Source organism: Halovulum sp. GXIMD14793, assembly GCF_054457435.1.
Genome location: NZ_JBTLNE010000141.1, coordinates 1 through 522 on the forward strand (window position 1 = coordinate 1; position 522 = coordinate 522).

General features: G+C 55.6%; 1 protein-coding gene. It reads right to left on the minus strand.

The window, feature by feature from the left end:
- Nucleotides 1–314: 314 nt before the first annotated feature.
- Nucleotides 315–522, minus strand: a 208-nt coding sequence (locus ACW9UQ_RS18740) for a hypothetical protein (RefSeq protein ID WP_458932495.1), incomplete at its 5' end; no start/stop codon positions are given.

Genomic DNA, 522 nt, shown 5'->3' on the forward strand with positions numbered 1-522 from the left:
AGGCTTCAAGTTTCCAGCCGATAACGTTGCGATGTATCTGCAGCGTTCATGAGTCGGGCTTTGTACGCCTTTTGTTCCACCAAAAGCCCAAATATGCAGCTTCGGGCCATCTAGGCCTTGTTCCAGGCTTTGCGTTTCGGGGTGACAGCAGGAAGTTGGACTCGAGGCATGATTTGCCCTCCTTGCCGCCCTCCGAACCCAAGCATCAGCACCGCGCTGACGTTGGAATGCTACTCGAAGACCTGATTGCATCCGACCTGCCACCGAGGAGTTTGTGCTCCAAACCTAATAGCAGCGCGAATGAATGGCCAGATTCACTGCCGCGTAACTGCGCTGAAGTCCTTGCTTGCGCAGAAATTCTTTCGCGGCGAGCGCGCGCAGCGAAAATTCAGCACTTCTCCTAAGGGCTCATGGACGAAGCCGCTCGCGCGGCACTGGCGCTTGTGGCAGCTGTTGATTTCCACCTGATAGACCTGCGGGTTTTGCGATTTGGCTGACCTGTCTGACGATTGGGGCTTTCTC